Origin of the sequence: Parasphingomonas frigoris (assembly GCF_036663815.1) — a bacterium.
Taxonomy (GTDB): domain Bacteria; phylum Pseudomonadota; class Alphaproteobacteria; order Sphingomonadales; family Sphingomonadaceae; genus Sphingomonas.
Window position 1 is genome coordinate 288,812 of the sequence record NZ_JAXOJQ010000003.1, and the last position, 19,617, is coordinate 308,428.

A 19,617-nucleotide genomic window follows, 5' to 3' on the forward strand; every position below is an offset into this window, starting at 1 on the left:
CCAGGGTGCCGGGGCCGAGCGGGCCATCCCCTTCCCCGGCGGGGGACGGTCTACGGAAAACCCCGGTCCCCCGTCAGGGTGGCCGGGGTTTTTCGCATGGCGGCGGCGGCGCGAGGTGCCGCGTCGGACGGCTTAGAAGAAGGTCGTCAGCAGATAGAAGGCCGCGCCGACCGCGGCCGAGGCGGGGATCGTGATGATCCACGCGACCAGCACGTTCTGCGCGACACCCCAGCGCACCGCCGAGGCGCGCCGCGCGACGCCGGCGCCGATGATGCAGCCGGTGATGGTATGCGTGGTCGACACCGGAATGCCGAGCAGCGAGGCGGCGAACACCATGATCGAGCCGCCGAGCGAGGCGCTGAAACCCTGGTGCTGCGACAATTTGGTGATGCGCGATCCCATCGTCTCGATGATCTTCCACCCGCCGGTCAGCGTGCCGAGCCCCATCGCGACATAGCAGCTGATCGCGACCCAGTGCGGCACTTCGAACTCGCCCGTGTAATAGCCGGTCGAGAAGAGCAGCACGGTGATGATGCCCATCGTCTTCTGCGCATCGTTGAGCCCGTGGCTGAGCGAATAGGCGCCCGACGACATCAGGTGCAGCGCACGGAACGAACGCTCCGCGGTGCGATTGCTCGCGCGCGCGAACAGCCAGCTCGACACCAGCATGATCAGCATCGACAGGATCATGCCGAGCACCGGCGACAGCACGATGGCGATCAGCGTCTTGTTGAGCCCGGCCCACTGCACCCCGGTGATCCCGGCATGCGCCACGCCCGAGCCGATCAGCCCGCCGACCAGCGCGTGGCTCGACGAGGAGGGAATGCCTTTTAGCCAGGTGACGACGTTCCAGAACATCGCCCCGACCAGCGCGCCGAACACCACCCCGGGGGTGATCAGGTCCTGCGCGATCAGCCCCTTGCCGATCGTCGAGGCGACGGCGTGGAGGCTGGGGAAGGTGATCGTCAGGAAATAGGCGGCGAAGTTGAAGAAGCCGGCGAACAGCACGGCATGGACGGGCTTGAGCAGCCGCGTCGAGACGACGGTCGCGATCGAGTTGGCCGCATCGTGCAGGCCGTTGAGGAAATCGAACGCCAAGGCGACCGCGATGAGGCCGATCAGCAGGGGCAAGGCGAGGGAATGCATCTGTCGGATCGCTCAGGCGTGATCGATGACGATGCCGTCGATCTCGTTCGCGACATGCTCGAACGCATCGACGATCCGTTCGAGATGCTTGTAGACTTCGCGCGCGACGATGAAGCCGAGCGTATCGGTCGTCCCCAACTCCTTGAACGCGCGCTTGACGCCGGCGGTGTGGATCTCGTCGGCATGGCTCTCCATCCGGACGAGTCGTTCGGTCAGTTCGTGCAGTCGCGCGCCGTTGCGCCCGACATCGCGCAGCAGCGGCATCGCCTCGGCGGTGAGCCGCGCGGCGTCGACGATGATCGCCGCCATGTCGCGCATCTCGGGTTCGAAGCCGCGCACTTCGTAGAGGTCGATTGCCTGGACGGCGGCGTGCATCTCGTCGATCGAATCGTCCATCGCGCCGATCAGACTGGTGATCGCGCCGCGATCGAACGGCGTGAGGAAGGTGCGGCGCACCGTCAGCAGGACTTCGCGGTGGATGTCGTCGGCATCCTGCTCGCGCTCGATCACCTCGCGGATATGGTCCGACGCCGCGCCCGATCCGTCGTGCATCAAGCGCGCGACCGCGTCGGCGCCGGCCATCACCGCGACGGCGTGGGCCTCGAACAGCTCGAAGAAATTGCCAGTACGCGGCAGGAGACGCTGGAACCAAGCGAACATCGGACTGACTTTCGATTTCTGGGCTACGGTTGCCATCATACCTTGGCGGCTGGCGGCGGTCTTGAAGCTGGTGGGGCCAAAGGAGCGGATCAGGTCGCGCAAATCGGCTTCGTCGACCGCGTCCGCCGCCTCGGGCAGGACGAACCAGCGCCGTTCGCGTTGCGATTGCTCCTTCCAGGCATCGAGCTCTCGCGTGACCGCGAGCGGAAACACGTCGACGTCGAGCATCAGCGACGCGCCGTTGCGACGACGCTTCCGATAGCGATACGATCCCAGCGGTGTCGGGCAGACCAGCCCGCTCACGCCGGCCTCTTCCTCTGCCTCGATCGCGGCGGCGGCGTGCGGGAGCGAACCCGGCATCGGATTGCCCTTGGGAATGACCCAGCGCTTGCTCTCGCGCGAGGTGACCAGCAGCACCTCTACGGGCGCATCGATTGCGTTTCCATCGGTGCGATAGGGCAGGGCGGCGATCTGGCGGATGGGACACGACCTTTCTATGCCGGCCCCGTACAAGAGCCAGCCGCTGCCGCCAACCCACCCGCGCGCTTTCCTCGCGCGGTGCCCGCGGCGTGGCCCGCCGCCTGGCGCGCGTCAGATCTTGGCGGAGTAGACCATCCGGCCGGGCCCGAGGCGATCGAACACCTGCGCGAGATCGCGCTCGCCGACCGCAAAGCAGCCCTGGCTGCGGCCGAGTTGTTCGTGGAGGGCGAGCATCTCGGGATTGGCGTACCAGGCCGAGTGGATCACCAGCGCGCGCTCGAGCGCATTGTTGTTGGAGGGCTCGAGCCCGATCAATCGCTGCGACAGGCCATGTTTGCCGACATAATAATCGGCGGTGAGGAAAGCGCCTTCCGACGAAGCGTTCGACCCTGGTGTGTTCGAGAAGCGATGCAACCAGCCGCTATGGTCGGGATCGGACCCGCTGCCATGCGCGACGCGCAACGCCTGTGGCGTGCCACCGGCGAGATCGACCAGGTAGAAGCGCGGCTGCGCCGATGGCGCGTCGAAATCGGCGATCGCGATCCGGTCGCGACGCGGGATGGCGGTGCCCAGCCGATCGAGCGCGGTCAGCGCCTGCCGCAGCAGGGCAGGCCGCAACACGCCCGGGCGTGCAAGGGTGAGCGGCGAAAAGGCCGCGCGGAAGCCACGCGGGTCGGCTCCGTCTGCCACGGTCGCGGCGCTGACCAGCGATGGCAGGACGGTCGCTCCAATCGCCGCGGTGGCGACCCGCGCGCTCGTCTTGAGAAAGGCGCGGCGCGCCAGTATCGATTCGTCTTGCACCACGATAGCGTTTCGCTCTCGCCCGGCGTCGGCATGACAGCGCGGGGCCCCATTAGAATTATAGTCCAATGCCCGCGGCGGGGTAGCGGCTCGCGGTTCGCTTCGCCGTGCCCAGCGCGCACCCCGGCGCACCGCCGGGCGCGCCACGTCGCGAATCGACCTCGGCGCCATGCTCAAGGGACGCGCACATCCTGTTGCCGCGCGCCGAGTCGCGCGCGGCACCGGTGGTGCGGCACCCTGGCAATGCTCCGGGAATCCGTAATGTCCGAGGCTGGCCCTGCGCGCTGCGAAGCGTAGATGCGGGATCGGCCGGTGCCGGGTGGCCCCAGCCATCGCGAAAGGTCGTCCGATGAAGTCGCCGAGCCAGCGCCTCAGTACCCGCACGGGGTTTGCGTTCCACGTCCGCCCAGCGCGGCCCGACGACGATGGGACCGTCGCCGAATTCTTCACGCACGTCACGCGGCAGGACCTGGAGTTCCGCTTTCTTGCGCAGTTGAACGAAGTCGGCGCGAGCCAGATCAGCGCGCTGACGCATGTCGATCACCGCTGGTCCGAGAACTTCCTCGCCTTCACCGAAGACGGGGCGATGATGATCGCGACCGCGATGCTCGCCTGCGACGCGCGCTTCGATCGTGGCGAGGTCGCCATCGCGATTCGCAAGGATTTCAAGCAGCACGGTATCGGCTGGGCGTTGCTCGCCCATATCGCGCGCTTTGCGGATGCCAAGGGCGTGAGGACGCTCGAAGCGATCGAGAGCCGCGAAAACCATGCCGCGATCGAGGTCGAACGGGACATGGGCTTCACTATCGAACCCTATCCGGGCGACAGCACGCTGCTGCGGATCAGCCGCCGGCTCGACGTCGACGGCTTGCCCCCCGGCATCGCCAGCGCGGCGGTGTGAGCCCGGCTTGCGGTCCAAGACCGCCGCCGTGATCGTACCACACTGCGGGCCGGTTCGAGAAGCGGAGCGGTCAGGCCAGCGTCAGGCGCAGCGCCAGCGCCGCCAGCGTGACGAGCAGCACGGGCACGGTCAGCGTAACTCCGACCTTGAAATAATAGCCCCAGCCGATCCGTACGCCCTTTTGCTCGAGCACGTGGAGCCACAGCAGTGTGGCGAGCGACCCGATCGGGGTGAGCTTGGGCCCGAGGTCGCAGCCGATGACGTTGGCGTAGATCATCGCCTCGCGGACTGCGCCGGTCGCATGGCTCGCCTCGATCGACAGCGCGCCGACCAGCACCGTTGGCATGTTGTTCATTAGCGATGATAGTATGGCGACAGTAATGCCGGTGCCGAATGCCGCACCCCAGACGCCGCCGGTCGCCGCGAGATCGAACAGGCGCGCGACCTCGCGCGTGAGCCCGGCGTTGCGCAGGCCGTAGACGACGAGATACATGCCGAGCGAGAAGATCACGACCTGCCACGGGGCGCCGCGCAACACCGCGCCCGTCGCGATGACCTTGCCGCGGGCGGCGACCGCGAGCAGCAGCAGCGCGCCCGCCGCCGCGACCGCGCTGATCGGCACGCCGAGCGGATCGAGCGCGAAGAAGCCGACCAGCAGCAGGCCGAGCACGAGCCAGCCCGCGACGAAGGTCGCGCGATCGGTGATCGCCGCCGCCGGTTCGCGCAGGCAGGCAAGGTCGTAGCTGCGCGGGATGTCGCGGCGGAAATAGAGCGAGAGGACGAGCAGGGTGGTCGCGATCGATGCGAGATCGACCGGCAGCATCACGCGGGCATACGTGCCGAAGTCGAGCCGGAAGACATCGGCCGAGACGATATTGACGAGGTTTGAGACGACCAGCGGCAGGCTGGCGGTGTCGGCGATGAACCCCGCCGCCATCACGAAGGCGAGCGTCGCCTTGGGGCCGTAGCCGAGCGCGCGCAGCATCGCGAGCACGATCGGGGTGAGGATCAAGGCGGCGCCGTCATTGGCGAACAGCGCCGACACCGCTGCGCCGAGCAGCACGACCAGCGCGAACAGCCGCCGGCCGTGCCCGCCGCCCCAGCGCGCGACGTGCAGCGCCGACCATTCGAACAGGCCGGCGGCATCGAGCAGCAGGCTCGTGACGATGATCGCCACAAATGTCGCAGTGGCGTTCCAGACGATGCCCCACACGATCGGCACGTCGGCCAGCGTGACGACGCCGGCGAGCAGCGCCACCACCGCTCCGCCCGTCGCGCTCCAGCCGATCGGCAGCCCGCGCGGCTGCCAGATGACGAGCGTGATCGTCGCGACGAAGATCAGCAGCGCTGCGATCATCACGAAACGCGGCGGCCGTCGGTGTCGATCACGGCTTCGCCATCTTCCTTGGCAAAAGCGCCGATCTGCGGGTGGGGCAGGATGTCGAGCACCGCCTCCGACGGGCGGCACAGCTTGACCCCCAGCGGCGTGACGACGAGCGGCCGGTTGATCAGGATCGGATGCGCGATCATCGCGTCGATCAGCGCATCGTCGGACAGCGCAGGATCGTCGAGGCCGAGCGCGGCATAGGGCGTGCCTTTCGTGCGCAGCAGCGCGCGCGGCGTGATCCCGGCGCGCGCGACCAGATCAACCAGCTCGGCGCGGGTCGGCGGCGTCTTGAGATACTCGATCACCCGCGGCTCGGCGCCGCTGTTGCGGATCAGCGCGAGCACATTGCGGGAGGTGCCGCAGGCGGGGTTATGGTAGATCAGGATAGCGGTCATACGGGCTCCGGTTCGGCAGCGAGTTCGGCGGCAAGGTCGTCGAGCAGGGGTGCGCACAGATCGGGGCGGCCCTGGCAGCAGTCCTTGACGAGGAACAGCATCAGGTCGCGCAGCACCGCGACCTGCGCATGCTGGATCATCTGCCGCCCGCGCTTTTCGGTCACGACCAGCCGCGCGTTGACGAGCACCGCGAGATGCGTCGACAGCGTGCTCTGGCTGAGCGCCGTGGCGGCGACGAGCGCTCCGGTCGACAGCCCGTCGGGCGCGTGCGCGACGAGCAGGCGGAACGTGGCGAGCCGGGTCGGATGGGCGAGCGCGCCGAGCGCGGAAAGGGCATCGGCGGTGATCATCCATCGGGATTATCCGATGCTTTCGGAGCGGTCAACCGTCGATCCGAACGGCCGTCTGGGCTAAGCCGCGCGGATGACGAAGAGCGAGATCCGAATCGGCATTGGCGGCTGGACCTACGAACCGTGGCGCGGGACCTTCTTTCCCGAGAAATGGCCGCACAAGCGCGAGCTCGACTATGCCGCGGGCAAGTTCAGCGCGATCGAGGTCAACGGCACCTATTATTCATCGCAGAAGCCGGCGACCTTCGCCGCGTGGGCCAAGGCGGTACCCGATGACTTCGTCTTCGCGCTCAAGGCGTCGCGCTATTGCACCAATCGCAAGGTGCTGGCGGAGGCTGGCGAGTCGATCGCGCGCTTCACCGGGCAGGGGATCGTCGAGCTGGGCGACCGGCTCGGTCCGATCCTGTGGCAGTTCATGGCGACGAAGGCGTTCGACCCGGAGGATTTCGGCGCGTTCCTCGAGCTGTTGCCGCGCCATCAGGACGGCATCGCGCTGCGCCATGCCGTGCAGGTGCGGCATGCGAGTTTCCACGTGCCCGAATTCGTCGCGCTCTGCCGCGCTGCCGGGGTGGCGATCGCCTATGCCGATTCGACCGATTATCCTGCGCTCGCAGACGTCTCGGGCGATTTCGTCTACGCCCGGCTCGAGGCCGCGGTCGAGGAGGAGCCTGCCGGCTATGCGCCCGCGGCGCTCGACCGCTGGGCGGAGGTCGCGCATGGCTGGGCGGCGGGCGAATCGCCGACCGGGCTGCCTTATGTCGCCAAACCTGCGGCCAAGGCTCCGCGCGATACCTTCGTCTTCTTCATCAACGGCGCCAAGGTTCGCGCGCCGCACGGCGCGATGGCGCTGATCGAGCGGATCGGCCGCTAGCGGGTCGGCGCGGCAGCCGCCGGAGCGGTGGCGGTCGGCGTCGGCGCGGGGCTCTCGGCGGAATCGTCGCTGGCGGCCGGCAGCGGCTCGACCAGCGCGGCGGTCGCTGCGACACCCGGCACCTGGACCGCGGCGGTCTCGATCGTGTCGAGCGCGCGGCGCGCGTCGATGTAGCGCCGCGCGGCGCTGGTCCAGCGCTCGGCCTGCGCGGCACCGGGGGTGCGCGAAACCTCCGCCAGCGCGGCCTCGACCTGACCGGCTTCGAGCAAGCGCCGTGCCCGCGCGACCCGGTCAACCGGGAGCGGCGACGGCGTCCCCGCGCGCCGCAGCACGACGAGGTTGCCGAGTTCGGTGCGCAGGCTCTGCCACCAGCCGACGCTGGCGGCGCCGGTCATCAGTTCGGGCGCGACGCCATCGAGCCCGGCGCGCAAATCCTCGAGCGTGACGGGATCGCGCGCCGCCCGGACGATGGTCGCGACCGCGGCGGGGCGTGTCGCGCCGAAGCGTTCGCGCACCTGGCTTTCGAGAAAGCCGAGATTGAGCCCGCGATCGATCGCGCGGCGCGCGGCGAAGGCCACCATCAAGCCCTCGCTGCGCGTGGCATAGCCCGCCGCGCGCTGCGAATCGCGATCGATCGCGGCCGCGCGGGCCTCGAGATCGTCGATCTTCGCGGCGAGTTCGGCTTCGCGGCTCGACACCGCGGCGAGATCGATCGTCGCCGCCGGCACCGCGGTCTTGCTCGGCAGGATCACCAGCGGGGGTTGCCCGTTGCTGACCGGGAGCGTCACCGTCGCGGTCTTGCTATCGCTCGGCGCGAGGTATCGCGTGATGATGAAGGCGGCGAGCGCAACGCCGATCAGAAAGGTGAGCAGGCCGAGCGCGATCCCGGCGCGCCAGCTGATGCCCCTTGCCGCAGGCGGCGGCGGTGCCGGGGTATAGGGCGGCAAAAGGCGTGGCGGCGGCCGGTCGACAGGCGCCGAATCGACGCTGGCGAGTCCGGGCGATACGGCATCGGGAACCGGAAGGGCGGGGTCGTCCATTCGCACCTTATCGGGGCGGCGGGCCGGGCGGTCAATCGCCGGTCGTTACGGGGAGCGTCCGCACGGCGGCGAACAGCGCATCGTCGTCGGGCGCCGTAGCGGTCGCGATCGCGCGCCAGCCCGATCCGGCAGCCGCCATGATGGCGGGGCTGAACGCCGCGAGCGCGACCGCCGAGCGATCGATCCCGGCGTTCGCGAGCAGGGCACCGAGACGCCGCGCCGCGCGCGCCGAGTGCAGCAACGCTGTCGTGCCCGTCAGCTGCCGCGCCGCGTCCGAAGCGAGGGCGATTTCTGCGCTTTCGTAGACGGCGACGATGCTGGCGACGATCCCGCCGACCTCCAACGTGCGATCGCGCCCGGTCAGGTGCAGGGCGTGGCGCACGCCCTGCGCCGCCGCGAGCGCAACGATATCGGCGCTGTCGCCGCTCCCGCTTGCCATGACGTCAAACCCCGCCGCGCGCGCTGCGGCGGCGGTATGCGCGCCGACGGCAAGCACCGGGAGCGTCTGCAAGCCTGCGAGCGCCGGTCCGCCGAAGCGCAGCGCATTGGCGCTGGTGAGCAGCAGCGCATCGTACGCGGCGAGATCGGGCACCGCCCACGGCATCGCCTGCACCGCGAACAGCGGCAGCGACAGCGTCGCGAACCCCGCGGCAGCGGCGCGCGCGCAGGTCGCGGCGTTGCCGGGCTCGGGGCGCAGCACCGCCAGCGTGCGAGTCACGCCGCGAACAGCCGCCGCACCGTCTCGGGCGCCCGCGCGAGCAGATCCGCCGCGACCCGATCGGCGAAGGTGCCGTCGCCCACCACTCCGCGCATCTCGCCGGTCACATGCGCGCTGCCATCCTCGGCGAACAATTCGGCGCGCAGCAGGATGCTGTCACCATCGAGCGTCGCCAGCGCAGCAACGGGGGAATGACAGTCGGCCTGGAGCGCGGCGAGCAAGGCGCGCTCGACCAGCACGCACAGATGCGTCGCTTCATGGTCGATCGCCCCCAGCCAATCGCGCACGCGGGTGTCGTCGGCGCGCGCCTCGATCCCGACCGCGCCCTGCGCCGGCGCGGGGAGCATGACGTCAGTCTCGATTCCGACCCCGACGTCGGGGCGGCCGAGCCGGTCGAGCCCCGCCGCGGCGAGCATCGAGGCATCGACTTCGCGCGCCGCGACCTTGGCGAGCCTGGTATCGACATTGCCGCGAAACAGCACGGTCTCGAAATCGGGGCGCAGCCGCTTCAATTGCGCGACGCGGCGTGGCGAACTCGTGCCGATCACCGCGCCGGGGCGCAGCGCTGCGATGCTGGCGGCGCCGATCAGCCGATCGCGGACATCGGCGCGTGGCAGCATCGCGGCGATCGCGATCGCGCTCGGCCGCACCGTCTCGACATCCTTCATCGAATGCACCGCGAAATCGATCGCGCCCGACAGCAGCGCCCGGTCGAGTTCCTTGGTCCACAACGCCTTGCCGCCGATCTCGGCGAGCGCGACGTCCTGGACGCGGTCGCCGGTGGTCTTGATCGGCACGATCTCGATCGCGTCGATCTGCCATCCATGCGCGGTGCACAGCGCATCGCGCACCATATTGGCCTGGACGAGCGCGAGCGGCGATCCGCGCGTGCCGAGTTTGAGCTGGGGGTGCGTCACGAAACCGTCTCTCCCTTTTCGTGCCACTGTGGCGAAGCGTCCCGGCTTCGACAAGCCGTGCGCAAGTGGCTAAAGGCCTGCACATGGCATTGATCCTCGGCCTTGAATCGAGCTGCGACGAAACCGCGGCGTCGCTCGTCACTTCCGACCGCCGCGTCCTCGCGCACCGGCTCGCCGGGCAGGAGGCGGCGCATCGCCCGTTTGGCGGCGTTGTCCCCGAAATCGCCGCGCGCGCGCATGTCGAGGTGCTCGCCCCCTTGGTGGAGGCGGCGCTCGCCGATGCTGGCGTCACGCTTGCCGATGTCGATGCGATCGCGGCGACCGCCGGGCCTGGGCTGATCGGTGGCGTGATGGTCGGGCTCGTCACGGGCAAGGCGCTCGCGCATGCCGCGGGCAAGCCGCTGATCGCGGTGAACCATCTCGAGGGCCATGCGCTCTCGCCGCGGCTGTCGGATCCCGATCTCGATTTTCCCTATCTGCTGCTGCTCGTCTCGGGCGGGCATTGCCAGTTGCTGCTGGTCGAGGGGGTCGCGCGCTATCGCCGGCTCGCGACGACGATCGATGATGCCGCCGGTGAGGCGTTCGACAAGACCGCCAAGGTGCTCGGGCTCGGTTTCCCGGGTGGGCCCGCGGTCGAGGCCGCCGCCGCGCGCGGGCGTCCGATCGTGCCGCTGCCGCGGCCGCTCAAAGGCTCGGCCGAACCGCATTTCTCGTTTGCCGGGCTGAAGAGCGCGGTGGTGCGCGCGCATGATGCCAAGACCTGGGCGGTCGACGACATCGCCGCTTCGTTCCAGGCGGCGGTGGTCGATTGCCTGCTCGACCGTACGATCCGCGCGCTCGAACACGCCGGCGATGCGACCGCGTTGGTCGTCGCGGGCGGGGTTGCCGCCAATACCGCGGTGCGCACCGCGCTGAGCGGGCTGGCGAGCGAGCACGGTCTGCGCTTCGTCGCGCCGCCTTTGTGGCTGTGTACCGACAATGCTGCAATGATCGGCTGGGCGGGCGCCGAACGCTTTGCCGCCGGCCTGACCGATCCGCTCGACATCGCGCCGCGGCCCCGCTGGCCGCTCGATCCGGGCGCCGAGGCGGTGCGTGGGGCAGGGGTGAAGGCATGAAGATCGGAGTCATCGGCGGCGGCGCGTGGGGCACTGCGCTGGCGCAAGTGTTCGCGCAAGGTGGGCACGCGGTGCGGCTATGGGCGTTCGAGCCCGACGTGATCGCCGAGATCAACGCGCATCACACCAACGCTCGCTTTCTCACGGGTGTCACGCTGTCGTCGCGAATCGAGGCGAACCAGGACATAAGCTGGATCGGCGAAACCGAGATCGTGCTGATCGTCACCCCCGCGCAGCATATGCGCGGGATCGTGCGCGACCTGCCGAAGCATGGCCAGCCGCTATTGCTTTGTTCAAAAGGCATCGAAGCCGGGAGCCTCAAGCTGCTGAGCGAAGTCGCCGCCGAGGAAAATGCCGGATCGCCGATCGGTGTGCTGTCGGGGCCGACCTTTGCAGGAGAGGTCGCGCGTGGCCTGCCTACCGCAGTGACTCTGGCGATGGCCGACTTGGCGCGGGCGCAGGCGATGGCCGAACAGATCGCCTTGCCGAGCTTCCGGCCTTATGCTTCGGATGACGTCATCGGCGCGGAGATTGGCGGCGCGGTCAAGAACGTGCTGGCGATCGCGTGCGGCGTGGTCGAGGGCGCGGGGCTCGGGCAGAATGCGCGCGCCGCGCTGATCGCGCGCGGGTTTGCCGAGATGACGCGCTTCGGCGTCGCGCGCGGGGCGCAGGTCGAGACGCTGAGCGGGCTGTCGGGGCTCGGCGATCTCGTGCTGACCTGTTCGTCGACCGCGTCGCGCAATTTCTCGCTTGGGCTTGGGCTGGGGCAGGGCAAGCGCGCCGCTGATTTGCTGTCCGATCGGCTGACCGTCGCCGAGGGCGCCTTCACCGCGCCGGTGCTGCGCGAGGCGGCGGCCGAGGCTGGCGTCGCGATGCCCGTGGTCGAGGCGGTGTGTGCCTTGCTCGACGGCGCCGAGGTCCAGGCGGTGATCGGCGCGCTGCTCGCCCGCCCGCTGACGCGCGAATGATGCGCTGGGCGGCATTGCTCAAGGGGGTCAATCTCAACGGGCGCAAGCTGCCGATGGCCGATCTGAAGGCGCTGGTCGAAGCGCTCGGCTATCGTGACGTCACGACGCTACTCGCCTCGGGCAATGTCGTGTTCGCGTGCGACGAGATCGATGGCGCCAAGGTCGAGGCGGCAATCGAGGCGGCGTTGGAGGTGTACGGCCTCAAGACCGACGTGGTCGTGCGCAGTGCCGTCGATTTGCAGGCGATCCTCGCTGCCAATCCCTTTGCCGAAGCGACGCTCGCGCGGCCGAATCATGTCGTTGTGCTGTTCCACCGCGACTCGGTGCCCGTCGATCGGCTCGACGCGCTGCCCGAAGTCTATCACGGCCGCGAGACGCTCGTTGCGCGGGGTCGCGAGCTCTATGTCGATTATGTCGACGGGATCGGTGAGTCGAAGCTCCCGCAGGCGATGGCGAAGCTCAAATTTCCCAAGCTCGCCACGGCGCGCAACTGGAATACCGTGGTGAAGCTGGCGACGTTGCTCGCCACCTGACTTCGTCACCCCGACTCAAGGCCGGGGTGACGGTTGGAGGTCAAAACAGGCGCCCCGCTCAGAAATCGATCGCGATGCCCTTCATTTCCCAATCGCCATAACGCGTCGGGTCGAGCCCGTCGGGGTCGCCCTTGGCGCTCTGGCCCTTGGGCGCGAGCGGGACGGGATCGGGTTCGGGCACCGGCGGACTCTTGCTGAGATAGGCGGGTGGCTTCACATGCGGCGGGCGAACGGCCATGGAGTGTCCTTGATGCACGACAGGTGCGCCCCCGCTACATCGGCGGCCTTTAGACAGAGTTCAAGCTTTTGACCCTTCCGCCGCCGCGCCGCTACATGCCCAAACCCGAACCGGTCGACCCGCCCGGCGTCCCCGCACGCCGGGCCGCGCTGCGTTTGCTCGACGCCGTCTTGCGCCAGGGCCTCCCGCTCGAAGCTGCGATCGGCCGCGCCACCGCCGGGATCGAGCGCAGCGACGACCGGGCGCTCGCGCACGCGATCGCCGCCGAAGTGCTGCGCCGCCTGCCCGACCTCGACGCGCTGATCGATTCGGCGACCAAGACGCGGCTGCCCGATGACGCCAAGGCGCGCTTCGCGTTGCGTATCGCGCTCGTCCAGGCGCTGTCGCTCGGCACGCCGCCGCACGCCGCGATCTCGACCGTGCTGCCGCTCGTCGACGGCGGTCCGCGCAAGCTCGTCCACGGCGTGTTCGGCACGCTGATGCGCGGCGGCGACCAATTGCCCGAGCAGCCGACGCTGCCCGATCCCGTCGCGATCCGCTGGCACGCCGCGTGGGGCGACGACGGCATCGAGGCGGCCGAGCGCGCGATGGCCGCGCCGCCGCCGCTCGACCTGACGCTCGCCGACCCCGCGACGACCGACGCGATGGCCGAGACGCTCGGCGGCGTGTCGCTGCTGCCGGGGCACGTCCGCTTGCCCTCGGCGCATGTTCCCGAACTTCCCGGTTTCGAAGAGGGCAGCTGGTGGGTGCAGGACATCGCCGCCTCGCTTCCAGCCCGGCTGCTCGGCAAGGGCCCGGGCACCGTTCTCGACCTGTGCGCCGCGCCGGGCGGCAAGACGATGCAGCTTGCGAGCGCCGGTTGGAGCGTCACCGCGATCGATTCGTCGGAAAGTCGTCTGGCGCGACTTCACGAAAATCTCGAGCGCACCCACCTTGCCGCGACGGTGATCACCGCCGACCTGCTGCTGTGGTCGCCGCCCGCGCCGGTCGACGCGGTGCTGCTCGATGCGCCGTGCAGCGCGACGGGCATCTTTCGCCGCCACCCCGACGTGCTCCACCGCGTGCGCCCGTCGCAGATCACCGAGCTGGCCGCGCTGCAGGGCAAACTGCTCGCGCGCGCCGCCGATTGGGTCAGGCCTGGCGGCACGCTCGTCTTTGCGACCTGTTCGCTCGAACCCGCCGAGGGCGAGGCGCAGCTCACCAAATTCCTTGCCGCGCGGCCCGACTACAGTCTCGTCCCCGTGACGCAAGACGAACTGCCGGCGGGGATCGTCCCCAACCCCGGCGGCTGGGTGCGGACCTTGCCCGGCATGATCGATCCCGGCGGCAATGACGGCTTCTTCATCGCGCGCCTGCGCCGACAGGGTTAAGCGCTGCTTGCCCACGCCTGCGACCATGCTAGAGGCTGAACGACCATGAGCCAGCTTCCCGTCCGTATCGCCCCGTCGATCCTCTCCGCCGATTTCGCCAAGCTCGGCGAGGAGGTCCGCGCGATCGATCTCGCCGGCGCCGACTGGATCCACGTCGACGTGATGGACGGGCATTTCGTCCCCAACATCTCGATCGGGCCGGGCGTGGTGAAGGCGATCCGCCCGCATACGACCAAGCCGCTCGACGTCCATTTGATGATCGCGCCGGTCGACGCCTATCTCGAGGCGTTCGCCGAGGCCGGCGCTGACACGATCAGCATCCATGTCGAGGCCGGCCCGCACACGCATCGCAGCCTTCAGCACATCCGCCAGCTCGGCAAGCGCGCGGGCGTCGTGCTCACGCCGCAGACGCCCGCCAAGGCGCTCGACTATCTGCTCGAGGAAGTCGATCTGGTGCTGGTGATGAGCGTCAATCCCGGTTTCGGCGGGCAGGCGTTCATCGAAAGCTCGCTGCGCAAGATCGAGGCGATCCGCAAGATGATCGACAAGGGCGGCTACACCGTCGATCTCGAGGTCGATGGTGGGATCGACCACGCCACGGCGCCGCGCGCGATCGCCGCCGGGGCCGATGCGCTGGTCGCGGGCACGGCGACCTTCCGCGGCGGACCCGATGCGTACGCCGCCAACATCGCAGGCCTGCGTGGCTGAGATCGGCGATCGCTCGAATCCCGAAAGTCCGGCGCCGCCTGGCGACGGCGCGTTGCGCGACAGCATCGATGAGGGCAAGCGCCTCATCCGCCTCGGCGGGGACAAGGGCCTGTCGCTGGCCGAGCGGCTCTCCGAACGGTTTCACAGGCTCACCTGGAGCACCCCGATCCACGGCATGCGCCTCAAGGGCCGCCATCCGCTCAAGCTGATCGCGGTTCCCGACGATCCCTTTCTCGGCGACGCCAAGCGCGGTACCGCGCTGCTCGGCGGCACGCTGACTTTCCGCGGCGAAGCTCGCGAGATCGCCGCGCTCGATCTCACCAAACCCGATTTCTCGCGCGCCTTCAGCGAATATCTCCACAGTTTCCTATGGCTGCGCGATCTCTCGACCGTCGCCACGCGCGCGCAGGCGACCCCGGTGGCCGAGGCGCTGATGCGCAAATGGCTCGCAGTCCATGCCGAAAAGGTCAGCGAGCCCGCGTGGCGCGCCGATCTGTGGGGGCGGCGCATCCTCGCCTGGACGGCGCATGCCCCGCTGATCCTCTCGTCGGCTGATCTCGTCTATCGCAGCAGCGTGCTCAACACGCTCGCGCGCGGGGCGCGGCATATCGACCGCGGCGCCGACAAGGTCGCGCCGGGCGCACCGCGCGTCGCGGCGCTGTGCGGCGTGGTCGCGGCAAACTTGCTGATCGCAGGAGGCGATGCACGGCGCGGCGCAGTCGAGGCGGCGCTCGCCAAGGCGCTCGCCGCATCGATCTACGAGGATGGCGGCAACGTCGCGCGCGCGCCCAACGCGCAGGTCGATCTCGTCATGCTGCTCACCGCACTGCGCGACGTCTATGCCGCGCGGCGGCTCGAAGCGCCGGCGAGCATCGACGCTGCGCTCGCCAGCCTCGTTCCGGCGCTGCTCGGCGTGTGTCACGGTGACCGCGATCTCAGCAGCTGGCAGGGCGGCGGCCCGATCGGGGCCGAGACGCTCGACCAGATCATCGCCGCCTCGGGCGTGCGGACGCGCCCGCTGCGCCAGGCGCGCGACTGGGGCTATCAGCGGCTCGCTGCGGGGAGCGCCGTCGTGATCCTCGATGCGGCGCCGCCGCCGATCGCGCGGCTGGTCGAGGGCGGCTGCGCCTCGACGCTGGCCTTCGAACTTTCCGACGGGCGCCATCGCATCGTCGTCAATTGCGGCGGCGCGCGGACCGGGATCGCCCAGCTTCCGGCCGCGCTGAGCGAGGGGCTGCGCACCACCGCGGCGCATTCGACGTTGATCGTCGGCGACAGCAATTCGACCGCGATCCACGCCGACGGCACGCTCGGGCGCGGTGTCGGAGAGGTTGAGCTGGCGCGGCAGGAAAGCGATACCGGCAGCCGGATCGAGGCGAGCCACGACGGCTATGCCCGCCGCTTCGGCTTCCTCCATCGTCGCCAGCTGGTGCTCGCGCGCGACGGTCGCGAACTGCGCGGCGAGGACATGCTGCTCCCCGCGACCAAGCGCCGCAAGCTCGCCGCGACGGGCTTTGCGATCCGCTTCCATCTCGGGCTCGGCATCCAGGTCTCGCCGACCGCTGATGGCCTCGCGGCCCTGCTGCGGTTGCCCGGCGGCGGACTGTGGCAGTTCCGCTGCCGCGGCGGAACGCTGGCGGTCGAGGAAAGCGTGTGGATCGACGCCGAGGGGCGTCCGCACGCCACGATGCAGCTCGCCGTCACCGGCGAATCGCCCGCCGGCGGGGCGAGTGTCAGCTGGGCGTTCAAGCGCGCTGGTTGAATTTTGGAGGGTGAGCGGGCAGGGGACGCGCAAACGTCCCCCGGAGCCTGTACATCATGACCGAGATCCCCATCCGCCGCGCGCTGCTGTCGGTGTCCGACAAGACTGGCATCGTCGATCTCGCGCGTGAGCTCGCCGGCCGGGGTGTCGAGCTGGTCTCGACCGGGGGCACTGCCAAGGCCTTGCGCGACGCCGGGCTCAAGGTCCGCGATATCAGCGACCTCACCGGTTTCCCCGAGATGATGGACGGTCGCGTCAAGACGCTCCACCCCAATGTCCATGGCGGGCTGCTCGCGGTGCGCGATGACGCGGCGCATGTCGCGTCGATGGAGGAACATGGGATCGGCGCGATCGATCTCGTCGTCGTCAATCTCTACCCGTTCGAGGCGACCGTCGCCAAGGGCGCCGAGCGCGACGAGGTGATCGAGAATATCGATATCGGCGGTCCGTCGATGGTGCGCTCGGCCGCGAAGAACCACGCGTTCGTCGCGATCGTCACCGATCCGGCCGATTATGCATTGGTGTCGGGTGGCAGCACGACTCTCGCCGACCGCCGCAAGCTCGCCGCCAAGGCCTATGCCACCACCGCCGCCTATGACGGCGCGATCGCGACATGGTTCGGCACCGTCGACCAGGGCGAGGCCTTCCCCGAAACGCTGCCGATCACGCTCAAGCGCGGTCCCGAGCTCCGCTATGGCGAGAATCCGCACCAGTCGGCGGCCTTCTACACCGCGGGTGGTCCCGCCGCGCGCGGCATCGGCCAGGCACGGCAGGTGCAGGGCAAGGCGCTGAGCTACAACAATCTCAACGACGCCGATGCCGCGCTCGATCTCGTCAGCGAATTCCGCGACGCCGCGCCGACCTGCGTCATCGTCAAGCATGCCAATCCGTGCGGTGTCGCGACGGGCGCCTCGCTCGCCGAGGCCTATGCCACCGCCTTCGCCTGCGACACCGTTTCGGCGTTCGGCGGGATCATCGCGCTCAACCGTCCGCTCGACGGCGCGACCGCACGCGCGATCGCAGGGATCTTTACCGAGGTCGTCGTCGCGCCCGATGCCGACGAGGAAGCGCAGGCGATCTTCGCCGCCAAGAAGAACCTGCGCCTGCTGCTGACCGGTGAACTGCCCGATCCCGCGCGTGGCGGTCTCCTCGCCAAGGCGATCACCGGTGGCTGGCTCGTCCAGACCCGCGACAATGCCAGCAACCCCGAGCTGAAGGTCGTCACCAAGCGCGCGCCGACCGAGCAGGAGCTGATCGACTGCCGCTTCGCCTGGACGATCGCCAAGCACGTCAAGTCGAACGCGATCGTCTATGCCAAGGACGGCAGCACGGCGGGGATCGGCGCGGGGCAGATGAACCGGCTCGAATCCGCCCGCATCGCCGCGTGGAAGGCGAAGGACGCCGCCGACAAGGCCGGCTGGCCAACGCCGCGCACGATCGGGTCGGCGGTCGCCTCGGACGCCTTCTTCCCGTTCGCCGACGGCCTGCTCGCAGCGGTAGAGGCGGGGGCGACCGCGGTTATCCAGCCGGGCGGCTCGATCCGCGACGACGAGGTTATCGCGGCCGCCGACGCCGCCGGCCTCGCGATGGTGTTCACCGGGGTGCGCCACTTCCGGCATTGAGGCGCTTCATCCCAAACCGCGCTTCCCCGGCACAGGCCGGGGCCCAGGCGCGGAGGTCGTGGTAGGTAAGCAACGCGCTCGCTATCCGGCGTGTCGCTCCTGGCCCCCGGCCTGTGCCGGGGAAGAGTCGGGCAGTGCGGTGACGTCCGGCAAGGCGGCCGTCTCGCCCGGCTTCCGCCGGAACAAGGCGCGGTCCTCGGGGCCCGCCGCCCAGCGGTACAGCACGAAGAGATAGATCCCCGCCATCGCCGGCTCGCCGATCGCGAGCTGCGCCCATTCGAAGCGGTGCGGCAGCGTGGTGAAGAAGAAGCCGACCGCGCTGGTCGCGAGCACCGCCCACAGCATCGGCCAGCGCCACCCTGCCACCCCCGCCCCGAGCAGCCGCGACAGATAGGTCGACTTGATCACCGAGGTGATCGCGACCGACACGAACAGCGCCACCGCCGGCCCCGCTGCCTGGAACGCGACCGGCCAGCCGACCCACTGCATCGCGAAAATCAAGGCGAAGCTCAGCGCGACCTGGAACAGCAGCATCCCGATCGAGATCGCGACGTTCTGGACGCGCGCGATGTAGACCAGCGCCGATTCGCACACTGCGCCGGTCGACGCCGCGGCCTCGGCCCAGAGCAGGAAGGCGAGCGCCGCCGTGCCCGCGACGAATTGCGGGCCGACCGTGCCCATCACCGCTTCGCCCGGGATCGAGCCCATCAGCGCGAGGCCGGTCTGCGCGGCGAGGATCCAGAAGCCGACCTGTCGCACCTGGCTTGCCACGCCCGCGGTATCGCCGCGCGCGAGGCTCGAGGTGATGACGGGGCCAAGGATCGGGTCGAAGCTGGTCTTCAATTTGCCCGGGATCGAGGCGACCTGCTGCGCCATCCAGTAGATGCCGACGATGCGCGGCTCGAACATCAGGAAGAGAATCGAGCGGTCGACGTTGCGCGTGCCCCATTCGAGCGCATCGGCGCCGGCGAGCGGGGCATTGCGGCGAATCAGCGCGAGCGTCCGGCCCGGGTGGAGCCGCCAGCCATGCGGGCGGCCATAGCTGCGCATGAACGGGACGATCGACGCGAGGAGCGCCGCCGCCATCGACAGCATGTAGGCGAGCACCAGCCCGTCATGCGGCGCGACCGGATAGAGCACGCCCGCAGCGATCGAGATCGTCCACGGCTCGATCACCGCGCGCGCGGTGACCGTCGCCTGGACGTTGCGGCGATAGGCGAGCGCGGCGAGCATGATGTCCGACCAGGCGCTCGCGACGATGATGCACGGGAGCAAGCGTTCGAGCGCCGACGGGTTGCCGCCGTGGAACATTACGTCGGGCATCAGCAGCAGGATCCCGCTGGCGCACGCCGAGGCGATCGCCGCGACCACGAGGCAGTCCCACACGATCTGGACGTGCGGCCGGTCGCTCTGCGCGATCGCCTGCGCCAACCCGCGCTTCAAGCCGAAGGTCGCGAGCAACGCCGCGACTTCGACGAACAGGACGGCGCGGGCGAAGGTGCCGAGCGTGTCGGGCCCGTACAGCCGCCCGGCGATGAAAAGGAACGGCAGCCGCGCGACGAGCCGCATCATGAAGCCGATGATGTTGGTGCGCCCGCCCTTGGCGAGCGCGTCAATCTCGTCGGTGGTCCGTCC

At 69.5% G+C, this 19,617-nt stretch carries 20 protein-coding genes; 9 read left to right on the forward strand and 11 right to left on the reverse strand.

Features of this window, described 5'->3' with window-relative positions:
* Window positions 1–132 precede the first annotated feature (132 nt).
* From U1872_RS11620 to U1872_RS11630, 3 genes are all read right to left on the reverse strand, one after another.
* A complete protein-coding gene (locus tag U1872_RS11620) occupies window positions 133–1,146 on the reverse strand; it encodes an inorganic phosphate transporter (protein WP_332793060.1) in 1,014 nt (337 codons plus the stop codon).
* A 12-nt stretch (window positions 1,147–1,158) separates the two neighbouring features.
* Window positions 1,159–2,223, reverse strand: coding sequence for a DUF47 family protein (locus U1872_RS11625; RefSeq protein ID WP_332793061.1), 1,065 nt, complete (start codon window positions 2,221–2,223; stop codon window positions 1,159–1,161).
* A 174-nt stretch (window positions 2,224–2,397) separates the two neighbouring features.
* Window positions 2,398–3,087 carry a murein L,D-transpeptidase catalytic domain family protein gene (locus U1872_RS11630; protein ID WP_443025374.1) on the reverse strand — a complete coding sequence of 230 codons (690 nt, stop codon included), beginning with the start codon at window positions 3,085–3,087 and terminating at the stop codon, window positions 2,398–2,400.
* 349 nt (window positions 3,088–3,436) lie between these two features.
* Here U1872_RS11630 and U1872_RS11635 point away from each other — a divergent pair, with 349 nt between their 5' ends.
* Entirely contained in the window at window positions 3,437–3,988 is a 552-nt protein-coding gene (locus U1872_RS11635; RefSeq protein ID WP_332793062.1) for a GNAT family N-acetyltransferase, read from the forward strand.
* 70 nt (window positions 3,989–4,058) lie between these two features.
* On the opposite strand, the gene U1872_RS11640 is transcribed toward U1872_RS11635, so the two are convergent.
* The 3 genes from U1872_RS11640 to U1872_RS11650 are packed head-to-tail and all read right to left on the reverse strand — an operon-like array spanning window position 4,059 to window position 6,120.
* Complete coding sequence (locus U1872_RS11640; RefSeq protein ID WP_332793063.1) at window positions 4,059–5,345, reverse strand: arsenic transporter; 1,287 nt, start codon at window positions 5,343–5,345, stop codon at window positions 4,059–4,061.
* The gene (arsC, locus tag U1872_RS11645) at window positions 5,345–5,770 is read right to left on the reverse strand and encodes an arsenate reductase (glutaredoxin) (protein WP_332793064.1); all 426 of its coding nucleotides are present in this window, start codon (window positions 5,768–5,770) and stop codon (window positions 5,345–5,347) included. The genes U1872_RS11640 and arsC overlap by 1 nt, the downstream gene beginning before the upstream one ends.
* Complete coding sequence (locus U1872_RS11650) at window positions 5,767–6,120, reverse strand: ArsR/SmtB family transcription factor (RefSeq protein WP_332793065.1); 354 nt, start codon at window positions 6,118–6,120, stop codon at window positions 5,767–5,769. The genes arsC and U1872_RS11650 overlap by 4 nt, the downstream gene beginning before the upstream one ends.
* 73 nt (window positions 6,121–6,193) lie before the next feature.
* On the opposite strand from U1872_RS11650, the gene U1872_RS11655 reads away from it, so the two are divergent.
* The gene (locus U1872_RS11655; protein ID WP_332793066.1) at window positions 6,194–6,991 is read left to right on the forward strand and encodes a DUF72 domain-containing protein; all 798 of its coding nucleotides are present in this window, start codon (window positions 6,194–6,196) and stop codon (window positions 6,989–6,991) included.
* Here the strand turns inward: U1872_RS11655 and U1872_RS11660 are convergent.
* From U1872_RS11660 to hemC, 3 genes are read right to left on the reverse strand one after another with little or no spacing between them, the layout of a single operon-like run.
* The gene (locus tag U1872_RS11660; protein ID WP_332793067.1) at window positions 6,988–8,031 is read right to left on the reverse strand and encodes a hypothetical protein; all 1,044 of its coding nucleotides are present in this window, start codon (window positions 8,029–8,031) and stop codon (window positions 6,988–6,990) included. The genes U1872_RS11655 and U1872_RS11660 overlap by 4 nt on opposite strands.
* 31 nt (window positions 8,032–8,062) lie before the next feature.
* Complete coding sequence (locus U1872_RS11665; RefSeq protein WP_332793068.1) at window positions 8,063–8,749, reverse strand: uroporphyrinogen-III synthase; 687 nt, start codon at window positions 8,747–8,749, stop codon at window positions 8,063–8,065.
* Window positions 8,746–9,666 (reverse strand): hydroxymethylbilane synthase, encoded by a 921-nt coding sequence (gene hemC, locus U1872_RS11670; protein ID WP_332793069.1) that lies wholly within the window; start codon window positions 9,664–9,666, stop codon window positions 8,746–8,748. The genes U1872_RS11665 and hemC overlap by 4 nt, the downstream gene beginning before the upstream one ends.
* An 83-nt stretch (window positions 9,667–9,749) precedes the next feature.
* Between hemC and tsaD the strand changes: the two genes are divergently transcribed.
* From tsaD to U1872_RS11685, 3 genes are read left to right on the forward strand one after another with little or no spacing between them, the layout of a single operon-like run.
* Entirely contained in the window at window positions 9,750–10,781 is a 1,032-nt protein-coding gene (gene tsaD / locus U1872_RS11675; RefSeq protein WP_332793070.1) for a tRNA (adenosine(37)-N6)-threonylcarbamoyltransferase complex transferase subunit TsaD, read from the forward strand.
* A complete protein-coding gene (locus U1872_RS11680) occupies window positions 10,778–11,749 on the forward strand; it encodes an NAD(P)H-dependent glycerol-3-phosphate dehydrogenase (protein ID WP_332793071.1) in 972 nt (323 codons plus the stop codon). Before tsaD ends, U1872_RS11680 begins: the two co-directional genes overlap by 4 nt.
* Entirely contained in the window at window positions 11,746–12,282 is a 537-nt protein-coding gene (locus U1872_RS11685; RefSeq protein ID WP_332793072.1) for a DUF1697 domain-containing protein, read from the forward strand. The genes U1872_RS11680 and U1872_RS11685 overlap by 4 nt, the downstream gene beginning before the upstream one ends.
* 58 nt (window positions 12,283–12,340) lie before the next feature.
* Here U1872_RS11685 and U1872_RS11690 read toward each other — a convergent pair whose 3' ends face one another.
* A complete protein-coding gene (locus U1872_RS11690) occupies window positions 12,341–12,520 on the reverse strand; it encodes a DUF1674 domain-containing protein (protein WP_332793073.1) in 180 nt (59 codons plus the stop codon).
* 95 nt (window positions 12,521–12,615) lie between these two features.
* On the opposite strand from U1872_RS11690, the gene U1872_RS11695 reads away from it, so the two are divergent.
* The 4 genes from U1872_RS11695 to purH are packed head-to-tail and all read left to right on the forward strand — an operon-like array spanning window position 12,616 to window position 17,982.
* Window positions 12,616–13,890: an RsmB/NOP family class I SAM-dependent RNA methyltransferase gene (locus U1872_RS11695; protein ID WP_332793624.1), complete on the forward strand. Its 1,275-nt coding sequence runs from the start codon at window positions 12,616–12,618 to the stop codon at window positions 13,888–13,890.
* A 45-nt stretch (window positions 13,891–13,935) separates the two neighbouring features.
* Window positions 13,936–14,598, forward strand: coding sequence for a ribulose-phosphate 3-epimerase (gene rpe / locus U1872_RS11700; RefSeq protein ID WP_332793074.1), 663 nt, complete (start codon window positions 13,936–13,938; stop codon window positions 14,596–14,598).
* A gap of 1 nt (window position 14,599) precedes the next feature.
* The gene (locus U1872_RS11705) at window positions 14,600–16,360 is read left to right on the forward strand and encodes a heparinase II/III family protein (protein WP_443025387.1); all 1,761 of its coding nucleotides are present in this window, start codon (window positions 14,600–14,602) and stop codon (window positions 16,358–16,360) included.
* A 56-nt stretch (window positions 16,361–16,416) separates the two neighbouring features.
* Window positions 16,417–17,982, forward strand: coding sequence for a bifunctional phosphoribosylaminoimidazolecarboxamide formyltransferase/IMP cyclohydrolase (purH, locus tag U1872_RS11710; protein WP_332793075.1), 1,566 nt, complete (start codon window positions 16,417–16,419; stop codon window positions 17,980–17,982).
* 81 nt (window positions 17,983–18,063) lie between these two features.
* Here the strand turns inward: purH and U1872_RS11715 are convergent, their stop codons facing one another.
* Window positions 18,064–19,554, reverse strand: a complete 1,491-nt coding sequence (locus U1872_RS11715; RefSeq protein WP_332793626.1) for a lipopolysaccharide biosynthesis protein — start codon at window positions 19,552–19,554, stop codon at window positions 18,064–18,066.
* Window positions 19,555–19,617 lie beyond the last annotated feature (63 nt).